12 protein-coding genes and 1 riboswitch are annotated in these 14,253 nt (G+C 70.2%); of the genes, 9 read left to right on the top strand and 3 right to left on the bottom strand.

Going from position 1 to position 14,253, the window contains the following annotated elements:
• The first annotated feature begins 1 nt into the window (after window position 1).
• Window positions 2-5,443, top strand: a complete 5,442-nt coding sequence (locus C8N24_RS27555; RefSeq protein ID WP_170179468.1) for an OmpL47-type beta-barrel domain-containing protein — start codon at window positions 2-4, stop codon at window positions 5,441-5,443.
• A gap of 60 nt (window positions 5,444-5,503) precedes the next feature.
• Here the strand turns inward: C8N24_RS27555 and C8N24_RS27550 are convergent, their stop codons facing one another.
• Window positions 5,504-6,445: a diacylglycerol/lipid kinase family protein gene (locus C8N24_RS27550; RefSeq protein ID WP_121256215.1), complete on the bottom strand. Its 942-nt coding sequence runs from the start codon at window positions 6,443-6,445 to the stop codon at window positions 5,504-5,506.
• Window positions 6,436-7,428 carry a magnesium transporter CorA family protein gene (locus C8N24_RS27545; protein WP_121256213.1) on the bottom strand — a complete coding sequence of 331 codons (993 nt, stop codon included), beginning with the start codon at window positions 7,426-7,428 and terminating at the stop codon, window positions 6,436-6,438. Before C8N24_RS27545 ends, C8N24_RS27550 begins: the two co-directional genes overlap by 10 nt.
• A 94-nt stretch (window positions 7,429-7,522) precedes the next feature.
• Window positions 7,523-7,644: riboswitch (SAM riboswitch) on the top strand.
• A gap of 67 nt (window positions 7,645-7,711) precedes the next feature.
• On the opposite strand from C8N24_RS27545, the gene thrC reads away from it, so the two are divergent.
• The 7 genes from thrC to C8N24_RS27510 all read left to right on the top strand — a co-directional run bounded on the left by thrC (window position 7,712) and on the right by C8N24_RS27510 (window position 13,297).
• Entirely contained in the window at window positions 7,712-8,941 is a 1,230-nt protein-coding gene (thrC, locus tag C8N24_RS27540) for a threonine synthase (protein WP_121256211.1), read from the top strand.
• Window positions 8,942-8,944: 3 nt separating this feature from the next.
• Window positions 8,945-9,220, top strand: a complete 276-nt coding sequence (locus C8N24_RS27535) for a ubiquitin-like small modifier protein 1 (protein WP_121256209.1) — start codon at window positions 8,945-8,947, stop codon at window positions 9,218-9,220.
• On the top strand, window positions 9,217-10,110 hold the full coding sequence (locus C8N24_RS27530) for a methylenetetrahydrofolate reductase (RefSeq protein ID WP_121256207.1): 894 nt from the start codon (window positions 9,217-9,219) through the stop codon (window positions 10,108-10,110). Before C8N24_RS27535 ends, C8N24_RS27530 begins: the two co-directional genes overlap by 4 nt.
• Window positions 10,111-10,213: 103 nt before the next feature.
• The gene (locus C8N24_RS27525) at window positions 10,214-10,774 is read left to right on the top strand and encodes an RNA polymerase sigma factor (protein WP_121256205.1); all 561 of its coding nucleotides are present in this window, start codon (window positions 10,214-10,216) and stop codon (window positions 10,772-10,774) included.
• A complete protein-coding gene (locus C8N24_RS27520; RefSeq protein ID WP_170179467.1) occupies window positions 10,716-11,927 on the top strand; it encodes a hypothetical protein in 1,212 nt (403 codons plus the stop codon). Before C8N24_RS27525 ends, C8N24_RS27520 begins: the two co-directional genes overlap by 59 nt.
• Before the next feature lie 306 nt (window positions 11,928-12,233).
• Window positions 12,234-12,647, top strand: coding sequence for a hypothetical protein (locus C8N24_RS27515; RefSeq protein WP_147448012.1), 414 nt, complete (start codon window positions 12,234-12,236; stop codon window positions 12,645-12,647).
• A gap of 5 nt (window positions 12,648-12,652) precedes the next feature.
• A complete protein-coding gene (locus C8N24_RS27510) occupies window positions 12,653-13,297 on the top strand; it encodes a hypothetical protein (RefSeq protein ID WP_147448011.1) in 645 nt (214 codons plus the stop codon).
• Between the two features lie 420 nt (window positions 13,298-13,717).
• On the opposite strand, the gene C8N24_RS27505 is transcribed toward C8N24_RS27510, so the two are convergent.
• A complete protein-coding gene (locus C8N24_RS27505) occupies window positions 13,718-14,032 on the bottom strand; it encodes a hypothetical protein (protein WP_121256197.1) in 315 nt (104 codons plus the stop codon).
• A 51-nt stretch (window positions 14,033-14,083) separates the two neighbouring features.
• Between C8N24_RS27505 and C8N24_RS34385 the strand changes: the two genes are divergently transcribed.
• On the top strand, window positions 14,084-14,239 hold the full coding sequence (locus C8N24_RS34385; protein ID WP_170179466.1) for a hypothetical protein: 156 nt from the start codon (window positions 14,084-14,086) through the stop codon (window positions 14,237-14,239).
• The last annotated feature ends 14 nt before the right edge of the window (window positions 14,240-14,253 follow it).

Here is a 14,253-nt window from a genome sequence, read left to right as displayed (position 1 = left end):
CATGAGGGGACGCTGGCTGTGGGCACTGCTGCTCACGCTCGCGCTGGCGGTGCTGGGGACGGGGACCGCACACGCCCAGTCCGGGCCGAAGGTGCTCGTGCTCAAGGGCGCCGACGACGCCACGAACCGGGCGGCGGTCGCCGCCATCAAGTCGCTCGGCACCGCCAACGGCTTCACCGCCGAGGACGCCGTCGTCGCGGACATCAACTCGACCAAGCTCGCGGGCTACCAGTCCCTGATCTTCGTCAACGTCGCGGGCGACGTCCTCGACTCCGCGGGTGAGAACGCGCTCCAGGCCTACGTCGAGGCGGGCAACGGCTTCCTCGGCATCGGCTCCACGGCGACGGTCGAGCCGGGCTCGAGCTTCGTCAACGGGCTGATCGGCGCGCGCCCGAGCAACAACCCGACCGACGCGGAGACGAAGACGCTCGTCGCCGGCGACCGCGTGCATCCGGCGACCCGCGAGCTCCCGCTCCAGGTCAACCGCTCCGACCTCTGGTACACGTGGCAGACCCGTCCGACGGGTCAGGTCCACACCGTCGCGCGGTACCGCGCGACCAACGCGGCGGCCGGCGACGGCACGTCCGTCGGCGGCACCGACCACCCGATCTCCTGGTGCCGCGACTACCGCGGCGGCCGCTCCTTCTACATGGGCATGGGCCGGACCGAGGGCGCCTGGGCCGACGCGAACGTCACCAAGCACGTGCTCGGCGCGATCCAGTGGACCGCGGGCCTCGTCCGGGCCGACTGCAAGGCGACCATCAACGCCAACTACAAGGGCACCAAGCTGCTCAGCTCCGGCGCGACGGTCACCGGCCTCGCCACCAGCGGTGAGTCGCACGGCCTGTCGATCGCCGACAACGGCTGGGTCATGTACATCGGCCGCGGCGACTGCCGCACCGACGCCGAGCGTGGCCGCCTGCTCAACGTCCCGTCGTTCGCGCGCGTGTTCAGCCACGCGGACCCCAACGTGGGCATCGGCTGCGGCAGCGTGCACATCTTCGACCCGAAGCAGTACACGGGCGCCGAGAACAGCGGCGTGACGCGCGCCGGCACGCTCGCCGTCTACGGCGACGGCGGCACCGGCGGTGAGCGCACCGACGAGGGCAACCACAAGATGGAGTACGGCCTGATCGGCATCGCCGCCGACCCGAAGTTCTCCGAGAACGGCTACGTCTACCTGCAGTACTTCCCGACCTTCAACGAGAACACCAAGCCGAAGGGCCTGCCGGTCGAGCGCCGGATCTCGAAGATGTCGCAGCCGCGCATCTCGCGCTTCACGATCAACCGCGAGACCAAGCAGCTCGACCTGGACTCCGAGCGGATCATCTTCAAGTACGACGCCCAGATCTACAGCTGCTGCCACGTCGGCGGCGGCATGGGCTTCGACAGCGAGGGCAACCTCTACGTCACCACGGGTGACACGAACTCCTCGCAGAACGCGGGCGACCCGGCCGTGACCGGCCCGCTCGGCTACTCGGGCAACAACCCGATCGCCACGTGCCCCGAGGGCCCGGCGACCGAGGCCTCGAGCGCGCACTGCGGCCAGGCGAAGTACTCCTACCAGGACGCACGCCGCACCGCGGGCAACACCAACGACTACAACGGCAAGATGCTGCGGTTCAACCCGCGCGAGGACATCCCCGCGGGCGCTGATCCGGGCGTGGGCACCACCTACGACCTGCCGACCGCGCAGTCGCCGAACGGCCCGAACCTGTTCGACGGCAAGGAGACCGAGGACGGCGAGGGCGGCAAGACCAAGCCCGAGATCTACGCGATGGGGCTGCGCAACCCGAGCCGCCTGTCGATCGACCCGGAGACGGATACGCCGTACACGGCGTGGGTCGGCCCGGACGCCCAGGAGCCGGACGCGCTCTGGGGCCCGTCGACGTACGAGAACGCGGCCCAGATCTCCCATGCCGGCAACTACGGCTGGCCCTACTGCATGGGCTCCAAGCAGGCCTACCGCGACCGCCTCAGCAACGGCGCGCCGCGCACGGACAACCCTGAGGGCTACGTCCCCGGCGGCCCGGCGTCCGGTGGCACCAACGGCTGGTACGACTGCGACAACCTGCGCAACGACTCGCCCAACAACACGGGCCTGAAGAAGTTCCCGCACACGACCGGCACCGGCGCCGACGCCGGCAAGGTCCGCGGCAACAACCTCTGGTGGTCGCGCGGCAACAAGGGCGGCAACGACGGCTGCCCGCAGTTCCCGCGCTCGGCGACCGCTCCGGACGGCAAGGTCGCGGCGCCCGACTACGGCGCGACGCCGACCCAGGGCTGCCCGTTCGTGCGCAACGAGGGCCTGACCGTGATGAACGGCCCGGTCTACCGCTACAAGACGACCGACGACAACTCGCGCCGCTGGCCCGAGTACTGGGACGGCCGCTGGTTCCTGCACAACAACGGCGGCCCGTCGGTCAAGCACGGCCTGCTGCTGGACCCGGACACCGACCAGAACGCCGGCCTGCCGGTGTGGGCCGACTCGCTGCGCGACACGCTGTCGTGGGGCGGCTCGTACATGGACTCCAAGTTCGGGCCTGACGGCGCGCTCTACGTCCAGACCTACGACGGGTTCTTCCGCGCCGGCACGGCGATCGGCATCTACCGCTACGACTACGTCGGTGGCGCGCCGACCCCGGGTGCCAACCCGCGCGCGTTCCCGATCGGCGACTTCAGCGCCCGCTTCTCGTCCGCGGGCTCGGGCGGCAAGTCGTTCGAGTGGGACTTCGGCGACGGCTCGCCCAAGTCCACCGAGGCCAACCCGACGCACAAGTACGCCGACGCCAAGCGCTACACGGCGACGCTGAAGGTGACCTACGCGGACGGCGGCACCGACACCAAGACCGTCGACGTCGACGTGCTCTCGGGCAAGGACGACGCCAAGCCGGTGACGACGGCGACGCTCAGCCCGTCCGCGCCGGATGAGGCCCCGAACGTCTACCGGCGTCCGGTGACCCTCACGCTCACCGCGGCCGATCCGGCCGGCGGCAGCGGCGTCGAGAAGACTGAGTACCGGATCAACGGCGGTGACTGGACCGGCTACTCCGCGCCGATCCGCCGCCAGCAGGCGGGCCTGTACACGGTCGAGTTCCAGTCGACCGACCGCACGGGCAACGTCGAGGACGTCAAGTCGGTCGCCTTCGAGATCAAGCCCGCGAACAACTGCGTGCCGGACCTCAACGACGAGTTCAACGCCGGGCCGCTGAACACGGCCCAGTGGACGGTGCGGCGCGAGAACACCGCCGCGCAGTCGTTCGAGGAGGGCGCGCTGCGGCTGAAGGTCCGCAAGGGCGACATGATCGGCGACGAAGCCACGGCGCAGAACGTCCTCCTCAAGGACGCGCCGTCGGGCAGCTGGCAGGCGCAGACCAAGGTGGACGTCTCCACGCTCACGGACTCGGGCGAGCAGGCCGGTCTCGTGCTCTGGCAGAGCGAGAAGGACGCGGGCGGCAACAACACGTTCGCGAAGATCACGTACATCTCGAAGGGCTCGTTCTCCCAGTACGAGTGGGTCGCGACCCGGAACAACTCCAGCGACATCCAGGCTGGTCCGCAGATCTCGGCGCCCGACGGCGACGTGTACCTGCGGGTGAGCTCGGACGGCGACGGCACCTACATCGCCGAAGGCTCGACCAACGGCGAGAGCTGGCAGCAGATCGGGCCGGACATCACCAACCTGGGCGACCCCGAGACGATCAAGGTCGGCCTGAAGGTCTCCAACGGCGCCGACTCCGAGCACTACGCCGGGTTCGACTGGTTCCGCGTGGACTGCTCGGACCGGGTCGCCCCGCGCACGACGGTCGAGACGACCGGCGGCCAGCAGGGCCAGCTCGGCTGGTGGACGGGCGCTCCGACGCTCGCGCTCAACGCCAACGACGGCACGCGTGGCGCCGTGGACAAGGTGACCTACAGCGTCGACGGTGGCGCGCAGCGCACCTACGAGGGTCCGTTCACGGTCGACACGCCCGGCGACCACGTGGTCGAGTACTTCGCGACCGACAAGGCCGGGAACGTCGAGACCGCCAAGCGGTACCTGTTCCGCGTCGACACCGCGGCCCCGGCGATCGACGCCAGCTACGAGGGCGACGAGGGCACGGGCCCGCTGACGGTGTCGCTCGACACGCCCGACGGCGACGCCGGGTCGGGCACGGTGCTGACCGAGTACCGCGTCGACGGTGGCCCGTGGACGACGTACGCGGCCACGGACGAGCGCGTGCTGCTCGACGCGAGCGAGAGCTCGCTCGCGCTGTGGAAGCAGGCCGGCGCCGGTGGCTTCGAGCGCCTCGACGACGGGTCGGACGGCATCTCGCCGACCCCGAGCGACTCGCTGGGCATGCTGTGGTTCAAGGCACAGGACTTCGGCGACTTCCGCCTGAAGCTCCAGTTCCGCGAGGGCCGCGCGGAGGGTGACTCCAACGGCGGCGTGTTCGTGCGCTTCCCGAACCCGGAGCAGACCCCGCGCACCCACGAGTGCTCGAAGGTCGGCGCCGCGGCGAACGACCCCGCGTGGGTCGCGATCAACTGCGGCCACGAGATCCAGCTCTACGACGGCGAGTCCGGCGAGACGCGCAAGACCGGCTCGGTCTACACCTTCGACAACAACGGCATCGAGGACATCGGCGTCCCGAAGCGCGGCTCGTGGGAGGACTACGAGATCGAGGTCGTCGGTCAGCACTACAAGATCAGCCGCAACGACGAGGTCATCAACGAGTGGGACAACGCGCCGGGGCTCAGCTCCGACCGTGCCGGTGACCCGAACACCACGCTGCGGCAGTTCACGCGCGGCTTCATCGGCCTGCAGAACCACGGCGGCGACGACCGGATGCAGTACCGCAACGTCACGATCGAGGACCTGTCGGCCGGCAAGCCGAAGGCCGGCGACGCGACCGGCGAGTTCGAGGTCGCGGGCGTCGGGCCGCACACCGTCGAGGTGCGCGCGACCGACGAGGCGGGCAACGTGTCCCGCCAGACGTTCGACGTCGAGATCGGCGACTCGGTCGCGCCGGGCGCCGGTGGCGCGACGCCGCAGCCGCTGCCGCTCGCGCCGACGAGCACGCTGCTGCCGCCGATGATCGACACGCCGGCGACCTACCGCCTCGGCTCGGTGACCTCGCGCGTGACCCGCGCGACGTTCGCCAAGCGCGGCGTGAAGATCCCGGTGGCCTGCACGGGCGCGATGGACGGCTCGGCGAAGCTGACCGTCTCCAGTGCCACGCGCAAGCGGCTCAAGCTCAAGCGCACGACGATCGACAGCGAGAGCGTCAAGTGCTGGGGCCCGCACTCGGTGCAGGTCACGCTCAAGCCGTCCTCGACGATCGCCAAGGCGCTCGCCCGCAAGGGTGGCCCGAAGAGCGTGAAGCTGACGGTGTCGGTGCAGATGCGTGACTGGGGCAAGCCCGCGACCACGCGCACGAAGACGATCACCCTGCGCCGCTAGCGACGTGCGGTGACCGGGGCCGTCGGCCGCACCTGCGTGCGGTCGGCGGCCCTTCGTCGTTCAGGCGACGACGGTGAGCGCGCCCGGCAGGACGCCGAAGCGCGCTTCGTCCACGTCGTCGATGTGGTCGCCGTCGACCTGGATCGGGATCGGCCGCCCGTCGGTGGAGCGCACGACCGCCTCGTGGAAGGCGCCGAAGGCGTCGACGCCCTTGTGCTTGGCGATCCGCGCCGCGCCGGACAGGGCGCGGAAGGTGACGGTCGGCACGTCGTACGGGCGCGCACGGGTGAGGACGACGCCGGCCAGGCTGCCGGAGTCGAACCGGGCGCCCTCGACGAGCGGCACCGCGCGCTGGTGGAAGTAGGTGTAGTTCTCGGCGTTCTGGATGAAGAGGCTGACGCCGCCGACGGCGCGTCCGTCGACCTCGACCTCGAGCCGCGGCGGGTTGACGACGTACTTGCGCAGGAACGTCGTGACCGCGCACTGCACGTAGTAGAACGGCCCGAACCGCTTCTTCAGGCGCGGATTGCGGTCGACGCGCTCGACGACGCTGGCGTCCAGGCCCATGCCGGCGGCGAACGTGAACAGGCGGCCGTTCACCGTGCCGAGGTCCACGCGGCGCGGCGCCCAGTCGTCGGCGAGGCCGAGCAGGTGCTCGGTGGCGTCGACCAGGTCGGTCGGGATGCCGAGGAGCTTGGCGACGACGTTGTTGTTGCCGCCGGGCAGGCAGGCGAGGGCGGTGCCGGTGCCGTGCAGGCCGTTGGCGACCTCGTTGACCGTGCCGTCTCCGCCGAAGGCGAGCACGACGTCGTAGCCGTCCGCCGCGGCCTGGCGGCTGAGCTCGATCCCGTCGCCCTTGGCCCGCGTCTCGACGGTGGTGACGTCGTAGCGGCCCTGCAGCGCGTAGACGACCAGGCTCTTGATCCGGTCGTTCATCTTCGAGGCGACCGGGTTGATGACGACGAGCATCCGCCGCCGCGCGGCGGGCTCGGCTAGAGCCATCCGCGCCGTCTGAAGAACGCGGCGACGCCGACCACGATCGCGAGCATGGCCGCGATGATGATCCAGAACGCGTACTGGGAGTCCTCGAACGGCAGGTGCACGTTCATGCCGAAGAAGCTGGCGATCAGCGTCAGCGGCAGGAAGATCAGCGAGATCGCGGTCAGCACCTGGAACGTCTGGTTGGTGCGGTGGGCGATCGCCGACTCGTTCGTGGCCTCGAGGCCCTCGACGACCTCCTTGAAGTTCTCGAGCATGTCCCAGCCGCGCTCGGACGCGTCGATGATGTCGTCGAAGTAGATGTCCAGGTCCTCGGCGAGGTAGCGCGCCTTGTTGCGCTCGAGGTCGCGGAAGGCGACGCGCTGCGGCCGGACGATCTTGCGGAAGTTGATGATCTCCTGCTTGGCGTTGGAGATGTCGCGCACGACGTCCTCGGCCTCGCCGTCCTCGAAGATCGCCTCCTCGATGCGCTCGAGCTTGTTGCCGATCTTGCCCAGCATCGGGAAGGCGGCGTCCACGCAGTCGTCGACGATCTTGTACAGCAGGTAGCCGGAGCCCTTGGAGAACAGCTGGTCGCGGAACTCCTCGTTCGTGCGGCAGCGCTCGAACAGGTAGCTGATCGGGTCCAGCGGCTCGTTCGGGATCGTGATCAGGAAGTCCGGGCCGACGAAGATGTCCACCTCGGCCGCGTTGAGCCGCGAGACCTTCTTGTCGTAGCGCGGGAAGTGGAGCACGATGAACAGGTACTCGTCGTACTCGTCGACCTTCGGCCGCTGGTTGCGCGAGCGGATGTCCTCGAGGTCGAGGGCGTGGAAGTCGAAGTGCTCCTCCAGCCACGCCTGCTCGAGCGAGCGCGGGCGCTCGACGTTGAACCAGCGCAGGCCGGGGGACTCGATGATCTCGACGCGCGGCTCGGTGCGCTCGGGGGTGACCTCAGCGGTCGCGCGACCCCGGCGACCGAACGGGCTTCTGGGCAGGCTCGGCATAGCCGGGACTGAGCGGATCGTCGGTCGGGGGCAGCATTTCCCAGAGTCTACTTCGCGGCTCAAGGAAATTCGCTACGCTTCCGACACATAGCTGGACGCATCCAGAGGGGGGGAGGGATTGGCCCTATGAACCCCCGCCAACCTGCTCCCGGTCGCACGCCGGGAAGAAGGTGGCAATTCCATCAGGCTCCAACGAGAAAGCCTGGGAGATGCGGTTGGGGTTCACCCGGTGCATCTGCCGAAGAAGACTCCGCCGCACACCCGGGCGGAGGATTCAAATCACATGCCGGCTGATGCCCTGAAGTGCAAGGAATGCAAGACCGAGTACCCGCTCGAGGCGCGCTTCGTCTGTGAGCGCTGCTTCGGTCCGCTCGAGGTCAGCTACACGCTGCCCGAGGGGGACCCGGAGTCGCTGCGCCGCAAGATCCAGGCCGGGCCGCACACGATGTGGCGCTACGCGGACTTCCTGCCGCTCGAGGGTCCGGCGCGCAGCGCGCTGCCGACGGGTTGGACGCCGCTCGTGAAGGCCGACCGCCTCGCCGCCAAGCTCGGCCTGCGCGAGGTCTACATCAAGAACGAGACGGCGAACCCGACGCACTCGTTCAAGGACCGCGTCGTGTCCGTCGCCCTGGCGCGTGCCAAGGAGCTCGGCTTCGACACGCTCGCGTGTGCCTCGACCGGCAACCTCGCCAACGCCGTCGCCGCGCACGCCGCGGCCGCCGGCCTGCCCGCCTACGTGCTGATCCCGCACGACCTCGAGGAGCAGAAGATCCTCGCCACGGGCGCCTACGGCGCGCAGATCGTCGCCGTCAAGGGCAACTACGACGACGTCAACCGGCTCTGCACCGAGGTCTCGGGCGAGCGGCCGGGCTGGGCGTTCGTGAACATCAACATGCGGCCGTACTACGCCGAGGGCTCCAAGACGCTCGCGTTCGAGACCGTCGAGCAGCTCGGCTGGGAGCTCCCGGACCGCGTCGTCGGCCCGATCGCGTCCGGCTCGCAGTTCACCAAGCTCGCGCGCGGCTTCCAGGAGTTCATCGACGCCGGGCTGGTCGAGGGCGAGGTGCCGACGATGAACGGCGCCCAGGCGCTGGGCTGCTCGCCCGTGGCCACGGCCTTCGAGGCGGGCACCGACGTCTGCAAGCCGGTCAAGCCGGACACGATCGCCAAGTCGCTCGCGATCGGCAACCCGGCCGACGGCCCGTACGCGGTCGAGCTCGCGCGCCGCACCGGCGGCAGCATCGACTCGGTCACCGACGACGAGATCCGCGCCGGCATCCGCCTGCTCGCGGAGACGACCGGCATCTTCACCGAGACCGCCGGCGGCGTCACGATCGCGACGCTGGCGAAGCTCGCCGCCCGCGGCGACATCGGCGCGGACGAGCGCGTGGTGGCGATGGTCACCGGCGACGGCCTGAAGACGATCGACGCCGTCCGCGACACGTTCGAGGTCACCACGATCCCGGCGGACATCGACGCCTTCGACGAGCACTTCGCTCCGGTGGGGGTGTAAGCCATGGCGGTCACGGTCAAGCTCCCCACGCAGCTGCGCGACGCGGCCGGCGGCAACACCTCGGTGACGGTCGAAGGGGGCACGGTCGGCGAGGCGCTCGACGGGCTCTACTCCGAGCACAACGAGCTGCGTGAGCGGATCGCCGACGGCGACGGCTCGCTCCGGCGCTTCGTCAACGTCTACCTCAAGGGTGAGGACATCCGCTTCCTCGACGGCCTGGACACGTCGGTGTCCGATGGCGACGAGGTGACGATCCTCCCGGCGGTGGCGGGCGGATGACCCGCATCGACGAGCAGCTGGGGACCGAGCCGATCGTCTCGTTCGAGTTCGGCCCGCCGCGCTCGGTCGAGGCCGAGCTCGCGTTCTGGACGGCGATCGAGGAGCTCGCGGCGCTCGAGCCGGCGTTCGTGTCGGTCACCTGCGGCGCGGGCGGCTCCACGCGTGACCTGACGCTCGCGGTCGTCCGCCGCTTGGCGCACGAGCGCGGGCTGGAAGCGGTCCCGCACGTCACCGCGACCGGCTTCACGCGCGACGAGCTCGTCGCGCTGCTGGCCGAGGCCGCCGCGGGCGGCGCGGACAACGTGCTGGCGCTGCGCGGCGACCCGCCGCGCGGCGAGACGACCTGGCGCGCACCCGAGGGCGGTGTGAAGTCGTCGCTGGAGCTGACCGAGCTCGCCGCCGCGGCGGGCCTGTGCGTGCTCGGCGCGGCGTACCCGGAGCCCCACGCCGACTCGCGCGGCTGGGCCGACGACCTCGCGCACGTGCGCGCGAAGGTCGACGCCGGCGTCCGCGTGCTCGTCACGCAGCTGTTCTTCGACAACGACGACTACCGCCGCTACGTCGACGGCCTGCGCGCGGGCGGCGTCGACGTGCCCGTCCTCCCGGGGATCATCCCGATCACGAGCATCGGCCAGGTCGAGCGGATCACCGCCCTGTGCGGTGCCACCATCCCGCCGGCGCTGCGCCGCGAGCTCGAGACCCGCCAGGACGACCCGCGCGCCGTCGCCGAGCTCGGCGTGGCCTACGCCACCGCGCAGGCCGCCGAGCTGCTGGGGGAGGGCGCGCCGGGGGTGCACCTCTATACGCTCAACCGCTCTCCGGCGACGCGGGCGATCGTGTCCGCGCTCCGGGCGGCGGGCGTATTGCCCGCCGCGACGCGAGCGGCGTAGAGCTCAGGTCGGGTGGCGCGCACCTGCGGAGGGCGCGTCACCCAACGACTTCGAGGCCCGCCGGCTCAGGTCACAAACGGGCTCGTCGGGACACTTCGAGGTGATGGGCGATTCAGACCTCGAGATCGACCGCGCTCTGCTGCGCCGCGCGCGCAGCGAGCCGGAGGCGTTCGGCGAGTTCTATCGCCGCCACATCGATTGGGTCATGGCGTTCCTCTCGCGACGCGTCGAGGATCCGGAGCTCGTGGCGGACCTCGCTGCCGAGGCGTTCGCGCGCGCCCTGATCGCGCTTCCAGGGCTCGATCTGGCGAAGAGCGTCCCCAACGCCTGGCTGTTCGGCATCGTCAACCACCAGGTGCACGCGTACTGGAAGCGGGGACGCGTCTCGCGCCGCGCGCAGAAGCGCCTGGCGATGGAGCGCCACGCGCTCGACGACGACGAGCTCGCGGCGATCGAGCGGCTCGCGACGGAGCCGGTGGCCGTGACGCTGCTCGGGCAGCTTCCCGAGGACCAACGTGACGCGGTTCGATCGCGCGTGCTCGACGAGCGGAGCTACCAGCAGATCGCCGTTGAGCAGGGCGTGCCCGAGGCGACGATCCGCAAGCGTGTCAGCCGCGGGCTCGCCCAGCTTCGAGCCCAACTGGGGGATGATCGAGATGGCTGACTTCCGGACGAGGCTCGAGCGCGAGCTGGTCCAGGCCGCGGCACGGCCCAGCCGTCTGCGGTACGCGCGTTCTCCGCTACCGGGCGCTCGGGGGGCCACCGCCTTCCTCGCGTTCGTCGCCGCCACCCTGGCGGTCGTCGGCACCACGCTGATGGGAGGGAACGTCGGTCCCGCGGAAGAGCGGTCGGCCGGTCCACGAGACGAAGGCATCCGTGTGTCTCCGCGTGACGTGCCGCTGCCGTCGTTCGGCGTGCTGTCGGACGCCTCGAGCCACGCAACGCCGTCGCTCATCGCCGCACTGCGCGCAGACGCTGGTCTCAAACACCTGGACGTCGCCTGGGACGAGCTCCGCGTCGCGTCTCGCACGGGGAGCCCGGACATCTACGTGGCGCCTGCCCGAGACGGGCACATCTGCCTCTTGGCAACGGTCACGGGGGAGTCGCCGGAGTTCGCGTGCAAGGGTGTCGCGGAGGCGGCTGCAGAGGCGCTCACCCTCCGTCTGCCCGGCCGCGACGCGTCGACCCTGATCGGCCTTGCCCCTGACGGGGTCGCGGGCGTCGCCATCTCGGCCGACGACGGATCCCGGGTCGTGGTCCCCGTGCTCGAGAACACGTTCGTCGCCTCCCCGGTGGCTGAGCAAGTCACCGTGCGCTGGGAGGGCGTCACGCGCAGTGACACGACGCCGGATCCGGTACGGGTCTTCTCCCGCGTGGCTCAGCTGCCGACGACGGCCAGCCGCGAAGCAGATCGTCTGCGCGAGAACATGGCACGTGTCGCGCAGGACCGGTTCGCCGAGATCCGGGTCGCGCTCCAAGCCGGCAGCGACACGGTGTACGTCGCGTGGGGCAAGCAGAAGGTGTGCCTCTGGCATTCCCGCGGCAGCGGTGGCGTCATGGGCTGTTCGACGATCTCGCAGGCCGCGGATCCGAGGACGCCCCTGGTGGTCACGACGCAGAGCCGCGAGGGCGGCTCTCGGGACTTCTTCGCGCTGGTGCCCGATGCGGTGACCGGAGCGCTCGTGCCCCGCGCCGGCGGTTCTCCGGAGCGCGTGTACCCGACGGCGAACGTCCTCGCGGGAACCGGGCCGGCCGGCGGACGAATCGAGCTGCTGGCAACCGACGGGAGGGGGACGATCTTGATTCCTCGTCGCTGACCGCCGGAGGGTCGGCGCATCAACGCAGGTGAGCAAGGCAAACGGCAGATCCGACTGAATGGTCCGATCTCGACAAAGTAATGGTCACAAAGTTCTCGTTCGGGACTCTTCGCCTATATGCGACGACGTCCTTCGGTCGTTAGGCGGGAGTCGAGCGGGCTCGCTCACACCCACGAGCCCCGCCCGACGCGGCACCCGGCACAACCCAACGCGACCGATGTCTCCTGACTTGGTCCAGGACGGCGCGTCGAGGAGGACGCGGCGTCGCCAGGTTTCCTTCCTACTGAGAACGAGGCCCCACAACACATGTCGCAGCTATCACCCTTTCGAGCTGTACTCGTCACGGCCGTCGCCTCGGCGTTGCTGGCCGTGGTCGCCGCGGCTCCGGCTTCCGCGGCGTTCGACACCTACATGGGTGTCCAGGGACTGTCGGCCGGCAACGCGTACGCGTCCGCGTCCGCGCACACGAACATCTCGTCCAGCGGCGCAGACGTCGACCACACCGCCTGTCCGGGATACGGGCTCGGCTGGGGCGGTTACACGTCCACGCCGTTCTCCGGCGGTAACAGCATGACCTATGCCGTCTGCGGCTACACGCAAGGCAACCAGACCGTCTTCTGGCACAACGTCAACGGCCCGTCGTCCTCGAGGCACGGGGCTGTCTACAACCCGAACAGCACGACGTACGACAACTTCACTTGGGCGATCTACTACTGGTGATCAAGATGACCGCTTCGCACTCCTTCACACGTGCCGCGGGCGCGGCCGTCGGCCTGGCCGTGCTGCTGGCGCTCTACTTTCTGCTCGGTCCGGCCTCGGCGCCGCGCGTGGTCGCCGCGGCGTCGGCGGGGGCCGGGAACGCGGCCTCCGCGGCGGCGGATGGCTACTCCGTCCTGGAGCGTCCGGCCACGCCGGACGACGACATCTCGCGATGGGCCACGCCGGCCGCGGCGCGCCGGCTGCAGGGCCCAGGAATGGACCCGAGCCTCAGGTTCGAGGACGCGCGGGTGGTGTATCGCGACGACACGCGCTCGGTGGCGATCGTGCCATCGTCGACCACGCCGTGTCTTGTGACCCAGTTCGGCAACGGCTCCGGCGGGATCACCTGCAGCCCGACGTTGACCTACGGCAGCTCGTTCGGCGTGGTGCCCGACTCCGTCAAAGAGGTGGAGTTCACGCTGACCGACGGCTCGGTCGTCTCCCACGCCGTCCAGGGCAACGTGTGGCACTCGCCGGCGGAGGCCGCCAGCGTGCGCTACGTCATCGCCGGAACGTCGACGGACCTGGCTCTGATGCCCCTCAGCTCGCTTCCGAAGGACGCGAAGCTCTCGCGGTGGGGGACGGTCTCGAGCGCCACGACCGAAGGCTGAGCCTGGGGGCGCGAGTGTCCCGGCCGCGACGCTGGGGCACTCGCGCGACACGCGGGGAGACCAGCGCCGCGCGCTGGACGCCGCCCCACGTGATCTGCCCACGGACGTTGATGGACGGAGATCGACGACGTCCAGCCTCCGCGGAATCAGTCCCGGTGCACAGACCAGGCAATCCACGCCCGTAGCTGCCAGCTTGCGCGCCAACACGAACCCGGTCGGCCCGGCTTCATACATCGCGCGCACCGACCCACCCAGACTGGCCGCGAACGCCACCGCGTCGTCGCTGCCGGGCACCCCCAGGATTGCGGTCCCCGTCGAGGGCTCAATCCTCGACGGTCAACCCGCGCATCTCATGCGCGGGTGCCGACCCTCACACCCGACCCGGACAGGACCGCCGCTCAGGACGACGGTCCATACGGTCTAGGCCGAGGCTGTGCGCGGCCGAAAGTCGTCGGCCGTGACCAGGTCGAGCTCGAGCGCGTGCCCGAAGCAGGTGGCGAGCGCCTCCATGCTCTCGGCGACCGAGCGCTCGTAGCCGTCGACGATCGTGGCGCGGAACTCGGCCTGCTGGCGGTCCAGCTCCTTCATGTCGGCGCGCGTGTGCGGCGCCTTGGTCCACGTCTGGCACTCGGAGCAGCGCAGCTCGACGAGCAGGACGTCGGAGCCCTTGGCCTCGCAGCGCAAGGGCTGCAGGAAGGTGGACCCGCACTGCGGGCACATGGTCATCGCGGCCACGGGGGCGAACCTATTCGGCGGTTCGGACGGAACGGCCGATTACCCGGGCACATGGACGCCCCGAAGCCCCAGCCGGACGGCACCCCGCAGGACGACCTCGATGCCGAGCGCCTCGCGGAGCTGACGAAGATGAGCCTCGACGCCTTGCGGACGTTCTTGGACTTCCACACGGGCAGGCGCGCGCTGCGCCGCGACCCCGCCGAGTAGGGGCCGCGGCGCAG

The sequence above is a fragment of the Solirubrobacter pauli genome, assembly GCF_003633755.1.
GTDB classification, from domain to species: domain Bacteria; phylum Actinomycetota; class Thermoleophilia; order Solirubrobacterales; family Solirubrobacteraceae; genus Solirubrobacter; species Solirubrobacter pauli.
This window is presented reverse-complemented; position numbering and strand designations above follow the sequence as displayed.

What these genes read in the sequence shown, in the direction of transcription:
- C8N24_RS27515 (WP_147448012.1), top strand. Translation starts at nt 12,234, where the DNA reads ATGTCGCAGCTATCACCCTTTCGAGCTGTACTCGTCACGGCCGTCGCC.
- C8N24_RS27550 (WP_121256215.1), bottom strand. Translation starts at nt 6,445, where the DNA reads ATGGCTCTAGCCGAGCCCGCCGCGCGGCGGCGGATGCTCGTCGTCATC.
- thrC (WP_121256211.1), top strand. Translation starts at nt 7,712, where the DNA reads ATGCCGGCTGATGCCCTGAAGTGCAAGGAATGCAAGACCGAGTACCCG.
- C8N24_RS27555 (WP_170179468.1), top strand. Translation starts at nt 2, where the DNA reads ATGAGGGGACGCTGGCTGTGGGCACTGCTGCTCACGCTCGCGCTGGCG.
- C8N24_RS27510 (WP_147448011.1), top strand. Translation starts at nt 12,653, where the DNA reads ATGACCGCTTCGCACTCCTTCACACGTGCCGCGGGCGCGGCCGTCGGC.
- C8N24_RS34385 (WP_170179466.1), top strand. Translation starts at nt 14,084, where the DNA reads ATGGACGCCCCGAAGCCCCAGCCGGACGGCACCCCGCAGGACGACCTC.
- C8N24_RS27525 (WP_121256205.1), top strand. Translation starts at nt 10,214, where the DNA reads ATGGGCGATTCAGACCTCGAGATCGACCGCGCTCTGCTGCGCCGCGCG.
- C8N24_RS27545 (WP_121256213.1), bottom strand. Translation starts at nt 7,428, where the DNA reads ATGCCGAGCCTGCCCAGAAGCCCGTTCGGTCGCCGGGGTCGCGCGACC.
- C8N24_RS27530 (WP_121256207.1), top strand. Translation starts at nt 9,217, where the DNA reads ATGACCCGCATCGACGAGCAGCTGGGGACCGAGCCGATCGTCTCGTTC.
- C8N24_RS27535 (WP_121256209.1), top strand. Translation starts at nt 8,945, where the DNA reads ATGGCGGTCACGGTCAAGCTCCCCACGCAGCTGCGCGACGCGGCCGGC.